This window comes from Cytophagales bacterium (genome assembly GCA_019456305.1).
GTDB lineage: Bacteria > Bacteroidota > Bacteroidia > Cytophagales > VRUD01 > VRUD01.
On sequence record VRUD01000002.1, the window covers coordinates 87,372 to 95,360 of the forward strand.

At 39.9% G+C, this 7,989-nt stretch carries 4 protein-coding genes and 2 pseudogenes; 3 read left to right on the forward strand and 3 right to left on the reverse strand.

What is annotated here, in order from left to right:
• Together FVQ77_00855 and FVQ77_00860 are read right to left on the reverse strand one after the other, a co-directional pair.
• Window positions 1-296: pseudogene (locus FVQ77_00855) on the reverse strand (choline-binding protein).
• A gap of 2,157 nt (window positions 297-2,453) precedes the next feature.
• A complete protein-coding gene (locus FVQ77_00860) occupies window positions 2,454-3,479 on the reverse strand; it encodes a DUF255 domain-containing protein (GenBank protein MBW8048895.1) in 1,026 nt (341 codons plus the stop codon).
• A gap of 640 nt (window positions 3,480-4,119) precedes the next feature.
• Here FVQ77_00860 and FVQ77_00865 point away from each other — a divergent pair.
• From FVQ77_00865 to FVQ77_00875, 3 genes and pseudogenes are all read left to right on the forward strand, one after another.
• Window positions 4,120-5,182 (forward strand): annotated as a pseudogene (locus FVQ77_00865) (phosphotransferase enzyme family protein).
• A gap of 32 nt (window positions 5,183-5,214) precedes the next feature.
• Window positions 5,215-5,952, forward strand: coding sequence for a nucleotidyltransferase family protein (locus tag FVQ77_00870; GenBank protein MBW8048896.1), 738 nt, complete (start codon window positions 5,215-5,217; stop codon window positions 5,950-5,952).
• 200 nt (window positions 5,953-6,152) lie between these two features.
• Window positions 6,153-7,694 carry a hydroxymethylglutaryl-CoA reductase gene (locus FVQ77_00875; protein ID MBW8048897.1) on the forward strand — a complete coding sequence of 514 codons (1,542 nt, stop codon included), beginning with the start codon at window positions 6,153-6,155 and terminating at the stop codon, window positions 7,692-7,694.
• A gap of 77 nt (window positions 7,695-7,771) precedes the next feature.
• Here the strand turns inward: FVQ77_00875 and FVQ77_00880 are convergent, their stop codons facing one another.
• Window positions 7,772-7,966 (reverse strand): hypothetical protein, encoded by a 195-nt coding sequence (locus tag FVQ77_00880; GenBank protein MBW8048898.1) that lies wholly within the window; start codon window positions 7,964-7,966, stop codon window positions 7,772-7,774.
• Window positions 7,967-7,989 lie beyond the last annotated feature (23 nt).

The window sequence follows — 7,989 nt, forward strand, 5'->3', positions numbered from 1 at the left end:
TCAGGAACTATCTCTGGTTTTTCAGGAACCGCCTCTGGTTTTTCAGGAACTATCTCTGGTTTTTCAGGAACTGTCTCCGGTTTTTCAGGAACTATCTCTGGTTTTTCAGGAACCGCCTCTGGTTTTTCAGGAACTGTCTCCGGTTTTTCAGGAACTATCTCTGGTTTTTCAGGAACCATCTCTGGTTTTTCAGGAACTTTCTCTGGTTTTTCAGGAGCTGTCTCTGGTTTTTCAGGAGCTGTCTCTGGTTTTTCAGGAACTATCTCTGGTTTTTCAGGAACTATCTCTGGTTTTTCAGGAGCCGTCTTTAGTTGTTTAGGAACTGTCTCTAATTGTTCAGATACTGTTTCTGGTTGTTCGGAAATCGTCTTTGGCTGTTGCGGAGTTACTTCTGGTTGATCAAAAGTTGTTTTAATTTGTTCAGATGGAATATTAGCAGTTTCACTTGTTTTTATAACCTTCTCAGATAAGGCTGAAATTGTGTCGCTTAAAACTTTAACCTTACCTTCAACAGGTGTTGGTAAAATTACTTTCTTTGCTGCTCCCGAGTACTCGGATGTATCAGACACTATTTCCATTTCTCTCTTTTTTAAAAGTAGTCTTGTATCTACTACAACTGTAGAGAGCCGCTGGCGTTCTTCTTCAGCTTTTGCCTCTGCTTCAAGCCGCTTGCGTTCTTCCTCTGCTTTGGCTTCTTCTTCAAGCCGCTGTCGTTCTGCCTCTGCTTTGGCCTCTTCTTCAAGTCGTTGTCGTTCAGCCTCTGCTTTGGCTTCTTCTTCAAGTCGTTGTCGTTCTGCTTCTGCTTTGGCTTCTTCTTCTAATCGCTTTCGTTCTGCTTCTGCTTTAGCTTCTGTTTCTAATCGCTGGCGTTCTTCCTTTGCTTTGGCTTCTGATTCTAATTGCTGGCGTTCGTATTCAGCTTTGGCTTCTTCTTCAAGCTGCTTGCGTTCCTCCCCTGTTTTGGCTTCTGCTTCCTGCTGCTGGCGTTCATATTCAGCTTTGGTTACTTCTTCAAGCCGTTGTCGTTCAGCCTCTGCTTTGGCTTCTTCTTCAAGCCGCTTACGTTCTTCCTCTGCTTTGGCTTCTTCTTCAAGCCGCTGTCGTTCTGCTTCTGTTTTGGCTTCTGCTTCAAGTCGCTGTCGTTCTGCCTCTGTTTTGGCTTCTGCTTCAAGCCGCTGTCGTTCTGCCTCTGCTTTGGCTTCAGCTTCAAGCCGCTGTCGTTCTGCTTCTGCTTTTGCCTCTGCTTCAAGTCGCAGTCGTTCTGCCTCTGTTTTGGCCTCTGCTTCAAGTCGCAGTCGTTCTGCCTCTGTTTTGGCTTCTGCTTCAAGCCGCTGTCGTTCTGCTTCTGCTTTTGCCTCTGCTTCAAGTCGCAGTCGTTCTGCCTCTGTTTTGGCTTCAGCTTCAAGCCGCTGTCGTTCAGTTTCTGCTTTGGCTTCTTCTTCAAGCCGCTGTCGTTCTGCTTCTGCTTTTGCCTCTGCTTCAAGTCGCAGGCGTTCTGTCTCTGCTTTGGATTCAGCTTCAAGCCGCTGTCGTTCAGTTTCTGCTTTGGATTCAGCTTCAAGCCGCTGTCGTTCAGCTTCTGTTTTGGCTTCTGCTTCAAGCCGCTGTCGTTCAGCCTCTGCTTTGGCCTCTTCTTCAAGCCGCTTTCGTTCAGCCTCTGCTTTGGCTTCTGTTTCAAGACGCTGTCGTTCTGCCTCTGCTTTGGCTTCTGCTTCAAGCCGCTGTCGTTCAGCTTCTGCTTTGGCCTCTGCTTCAAGCCGCTGTCGTTCTGCCTCTGATTTGGCTTCTGCTTCAAGTCGCTGTCGTTCTGCCTCTGTTTTGGCTTCTGCTTCAAGCCGCTGTCGTTCAGCTTCTGCTTTGGCTTTTGCTTCAAGTCGTTCGCGTTCTTCTTCAGCTTTGGCTTCTACTATTCTATCACCCGTAAGTTTTGATTGAAGTGCTAAAGTTGGCAAAACCCCCTTATAGGCAGAAAAGTCTGCAAAATTAAATTTACCATTTTCATCCCAAGAGCCGATAATAATTTGATCAATTACGTACTTCCTGTCCGGAGTGATATTTGAACGCTCAACTAAGCCAAGTTTTTGGATATGATTATCTGAGAGACTGGCAAACATAAATTCACCTGCATTATCAAATTCACCTATTTTAATTCCTTCAACAATGTACCTTCCATCAGCAGTGATCTGTGTTTCATCTATCAAGATCAGCCAGGTAAGGGGGGCTATATATAGATGCAAAAATTTAACAACACCTTCCTGGTTGATTTTTCCACTGTGAATAACCTGGGCAGTTAATCCCGGGTACTCGGGATTGAAAATTGAAAGTTGAAAATTGAAAATTAATAATATGATGATATATTTTTTCATAACACAGATTGCACAGAAAGTAAAATTATTGTGATTAATTTCAAGTAGCAATAAAATTAACACAAAAAAAATATTTTTCCAAATCTATTAAAATTTATTTACAAAGTTTTTTCTAAATTCCTCCCAGGAAGTTGTTTTGTAGGCGTCTTCCAAAAAAAACGCTAAGATCGGCTCTATATATTTAGGCGTCATATATTGCTGTATAGCGGTGATAAGCTGGGAATTTTCACCGATGACAATAACGGATGGAAATGTCATATTATTTTTTAACGCCCATAATGCAAATTGGTGGTAATTGCTGCCTTTATTCCCGGAATTGACCAGGGTGTTACCTAAATAACTTATCGTATCTTTTGTTTGGGCATCAAAGTTCACAGCGTAAAAGTTTTTATTAATATATTCAGCAATAACCGGATAGTCAAAAGTGGTTTTGGCCATTACTTTACAGCTAACACACGTGTTTGAATATACGTTGATAAGCATCTTTTTAGGATGGGCCTTATTCAATTCCATTGCTTCTTTAAATGTATGCCATTTTAGAAGTGCAGTATCCGAATGCAATTCGGCTTTACTGGCAAAGGCCATGTCAAAATATTTCCGGAAATCTTCAACCGAAGTAGTCTTATAGATGCTTTCAGTAAAAAACACCAGGAACGGGGCAATTTTTTTAGCGTCCAAATATCCCGGAACCAAGAGTGAAGATTGGAAATTATTGTACATAAAAAGTGTAGAGGGATAGGTTCTGCTGCCGGGTAAAAATTTGTATGTCAACTGGTGCGTTGCACGTTTACCTGATTGTGTGTTAAAATAAGTTTTTCCTAAAAATTCAACACTGTCTCTTGTCTCAGCATTGAACTTTACAGCATAGAAGTTTCTGTTAATATAACCAACAACCTGCGGATCAGCATAAGTAGTTTGCATCATGCGTTTACACCATCCGCACCAATTAGTATACACGTCAATAAGCGTTGGTTTGGGAGCTTTTTTGTTTAATTCAACGGCTTGCTCAATGGTAAGCCAGTTGACAGAAGCTTTATTTTGAGTCGTCTGGGCTGGTGCATTCAAGCTGCAGATTAAACAGATCATACAGATGATGGGGAGTGATTTTCGCATTATTTTTTTCTATTAGAATAAAAAAAGTGTATTTTTGAAACCTTTGAAAAACTTAAATGATAACAAAAAAAACTGCTACACCTGCCCGCCATGCACAAGCCCTTAGGATGGCAGGCGGGAAGACACAAAGATACACGAAGAAATTATATTATAGTATTTTTTAGATTTTTCAAAGGTTTCTATCTATAATTCACTTACTTTGAATAAGCAAACAGCAAGTTTAAATAAAATTTTCGAAAGGTGGTCAGAAGAAAAAGCAATCAGCATATCTCTCCTGCCTTCTTCAGGTTCGTATCGCGAATATTATAGAATTACCGGCAAAAACAAAATAGCAATAGGAGTTTTTAACGCTGACAAAAAAGAGAACATTGCTTTTTTAACATTTACCAGGCACTTTTTCAATAAGGGTTTAAACGTACCTGAAATATACGATGAAGGCCTGGAGAATAACGTTTACCTTATTCAGGATCTTGGTGATACTACGCTGTTTTCATACAGCCCCCCCCTAACTCCCAGCCCCCCTAAATCCCCCCAAAGGGGGGACTTCCCAACCCCACTTCCCAAAGGAAAAGGGGATAGCAAAAGCGATGGAAAAGTCCCCCCTTTGGGGGGATTTAGGGGGGCTGGTAGGGAGGCTGAAATGATCAATATATATAAAAAAGTAATTGAAGAATTGCCACGATTTCAAATACTTGCAGGCAAAGACCTTGATTACAGTGTTTGTTATCCACGCCCGGATTTCGATAAGCAGTCTATGATGTGGGATTTGAATTATTTTAAATACTATTTTCTCAAATTAGCTAAAATTCCTTTTGATGAACAAAAATTAGAAGATGATTTCCAGTGTTTTTCTGATTATTTGTTAAAAACCGATTGCAGCTATTTCCTGTACCGGGATTTCCAGTCCCGCAACATTATGATCTATGAAGACGTACCCTGGTTTATTGATTACCAGGGAGGTAGGAGAGGCGCCTTGCAATATGATGTGGCTTCATTGCTTTTTGATGCAAGAGCAGATATTCCGCAAGAAATTAGAGCTGAATTACTGGATCATTATATTAATATCATAACCAAAATTATCCCTGTTGATAAAACGGAATTTATTCAGTATTTCTATGGATATGCTATTATCCGCATTATGCAGGCAATGGGCGCTTATGGCTTCCGGGGATTGTATGAAAAGAAAGATCATTTTCTGAAAAGTATCCCCTTTGCAATAAAAAATATTGAATGGATCATCAATACAGTATCTGTTCCCGTTGAGATACCAACACTTATGGATGTTTTTAAACGATTAATAAACTGTGAAATTAAAAGTCACCCTTAACAGCTTTTCTTATAATAGAGGCATACCTGTTGATAGATCAGGCAATGGTGGCGGCTTTGTTTTCGATTGCCGTGCCCTGCATAATCCAGGCAGGTATGAGGAATATAAACATCTTACAGGTAAAGATATTGAGGTAATAGAATTCTTTAATAAACATAATGAAGTCGTAGAATTTTTAAATAATATTTATTCATTGGTAGATCAATCAATAGAAAAATACCAGGAACGAAATTTTACAGATCTGATGGTAAATTTTGGATGCACAGGCGGCCGGCACCGTTCTGTACATTGTGTTGAGATGCTTGCCAAACATATTAGGGGAAAATACCATGTTGAGGTAGTTGTAAAACATATTGCGTTAGAAAATTTAAAATAACTAAAATTTTTTATCATTTTAGTCAATTACTTATGAAAGCAATGATCTTTGCCGCTGGCTTAGGAACACGTTTTCTTCCTCTTACAAATAGTAAACCTAAAGCTTTAGTAGAGGTTAATGGAACACCTTTACTGGAAATTGTGATTAACAGATTAAAGTTATTCGGTTTTAATGAAATCATTATTAATGCCCATCATTTTGCCGGCAGTATCATAGATTTTTTAAACAAAAAAAGAAACTTCAATATAAAGATTACCATCTCTGATGAAACAGAAAAGCTTTTAGGTATTGGAGGTGGTTTAAAAAAAGCTTCGTGGTTTTTCAATGACAACGAGCCTTTTTTGGTTCATAATGTAGATATAGTGTCAGATATTGATTTAAAACAACTACTTCAAGCGCATATCAGATCAGAGGCACTTGTAACATTGGCTGTTAAAAACAGGCAGTCATCAAATTATCTGCTATTTGACAACAATAAAACCTTATGTGGATGGATAAATAAAAATAGCAGTGAAAAGAAATTAATAAAAAATTTTAATTCAAATCTAACTCCACTGGCTTTTAGTGGAATTCATATCATTTCGCCTTCTATTTTTCACCTTATAAATAAGAATGGTGTTTTCCCAATAATTGATACTTACCTGAATTTAGCTGCAAATCATAAAATAGTTGCTTTTATTGAGGATAATTCTTTGTGGATAGATGTAGGGAAAAAAGAAAATTTAAAAAAAGCGGGTGAAATTTTAATTAGCATCGCGCATAGAGCATAGAGCATGGAGTTCCCTTTTCGTGCTCCACGCCCTATACTATAAATTTATCAAAAATGTTTCTCGCCAAGTTCACATTATGATTATTTTAATAATAATAATTGCGTACTTTGTGTTTTGTCCCTAAAAAACTAAAACCATAAACAAAATAACTATAACAACTAAACTTATAACTTATAATCAATAACTAACTAATAAACACTATGTTAATCCCAAGTCTCATACTAAAGCAGCTTTACACTACCGGCAGCTTGAAGAATACCGGTAAAGGCGTAAAATTTTCAATGAAGAATCGCCTCAAAGACGGTAAATTTATTGGGCTAAGCAGCCTGAAATTCGGTGGAAAAGAAGTGCCTGCCAGCGCTGTCTCTTTCGACATAGGCGATGGTAAAATAATTGCCTGTAATCAGATCTCGGTGAGTAATCCGATCAACTTCCCTTTGAAAAAATCATTTGATATTTTAGCCGATATTGGAGCGCTGCCAATCGGAAAACATCAGATCGAGATCGCTTTTAAAGCTAAACCTTTCGGGAGCCTGAAATTAAAAGTAGAAGATGCTATTGCAGAGCCAAACGGTCATATTGTTCGCATTCCCCGTGATAATACTGACGATTATTCAAAGGAGATCATCAGGAAGCGGCAGAAATTTATTGAACAGCATACTGGTACCAGGTTAGAGCATGTCAGTAAATATTCATTTGACCCTCATCAAACTGAGGGAAACGTAGAGAACTACACAGGAGTAGCGCAGGTTCCCCTGGGTTTTGCCGGGCCGGTCAGGATTGTTGGTGAGCATGCTAAGGGTGAGTTTCTCATTCCGTTAGCCACAACGGAAGGCACGCTGATAGCTTCTTACAACCGGGGCATCAAGGTAATGAACCTCTCAGGTGGAGCCCGGTGCACTGTGGTTAGAGATATAATGCAGCGCGCACCGGTCTTTGTTTTTGATGATGCACGCGATGGCCGTGAGTTTACAAAATGGATAAATGCAAACATTAACAAGATCCGTAAAGAAGCAGAATCTACTTCAAGCATAGCTAAGCTGCAGTACATTGATCCCTATCTGTCAAATAAATTTGTTTTCCTTCGCTTTAACTATACCACAGGTGACGCTGCCGGACAGAACATGGTGGGGCGGGCGACTTTTGCAGCCTGTAGTTGGATCATAGATAACTACAAAGGAATCAGGCATTTTTACTTAGAATCCAATTTTGCAACCGATAAAAAGGCCTCCCAGATCAATATCATGAGAACACGTGGAAAAAGGGTTACGGCAGAAGCCGTGATCAAACGGGACGTGCTGATCCAGCACATGCGCGTAGAGCCTGAAAGCTTGTTTTATCATAGCCATATTTCTAATGTTGGCGCTTTTATGTCCGGAGCGAATAACAACGGAGCCCATTCTCCAAATGCTATCGCTGCCATGTTTATTGCTACCGGCCAGGATGCTGCCAACGTTGCGGAATCTTCAGCAGGTATCGCATACACTGAGCTTACTCCCGAAGGTGATCTGTATATTTCCCTCACTATTCCATCCCTTATCGTAGCGACCTACGGAGGCGGCACAAGCCTGCCTACTCAGCGCGAATGCCTTGAGGCCCTTGGATGTTACGGAAAAGGTAAGGTAAACAAATTGGCGGAAATTATTGCAGGTGTTGCACTGGCAGGTGAGATCTCCCTTGCAGCAGCCATTTCATCGTCAGACTGGGTTTCGAGCCACGAAAAATATGGGAGAAACAGGTGAAATTAGTAGCAGCCACCAAGCAGCGGCTCAGCAGAAAATTCTTGATAACCATTTTACCATCTGTAAATAAAATATTTTTAAGGTAAAATGCCTGCTTTTTTTAATTGCTTTTTTGTTAATCCAGTTGCTTTCAAAATAATATCAAAAGAGACGCCTGATTTCACTAAATTTTTAGCTGCTTTTATCATACCCTTTTCCATACCCTCTTCCATACCCTTTTCCATACCCTTTTCCATACCCTTTTCCATACCCTTTTCCATACCCTTTTCCATACCCTTTTCCATACCCTTTTCCA

Coding starts and splice junctions, on each gene's coding strand:
- FVQ77_00870 (MBW8048896.1), top strand. CDS start 5,215: ATGAAAGCAATGATCTTTGCCGCTGGCTTAGGAACACGTTTTCTTCCT.
- FVQ77_00875 (MBW8048897.1), top strand. CDS start 6,153: ATGTTAATCCCAAGTCTCATACTAAAGCAGCTTTACACTACCGGCAGC.
- FVQ77_00880 (MBW8048898.1), bottom strand. CDS start 7,966: ATGGAAAAGGGTATGGAAAAGGGTATGGAAAAGGGTATGGAAAAGGGT.
- FVQ77_00860 (MBW8048895.1), bottom strand. CDS start 3,479: ATGCGAAAATCACTCCCCATCATCTGTATGATCTGTTTAATCTGCAGC.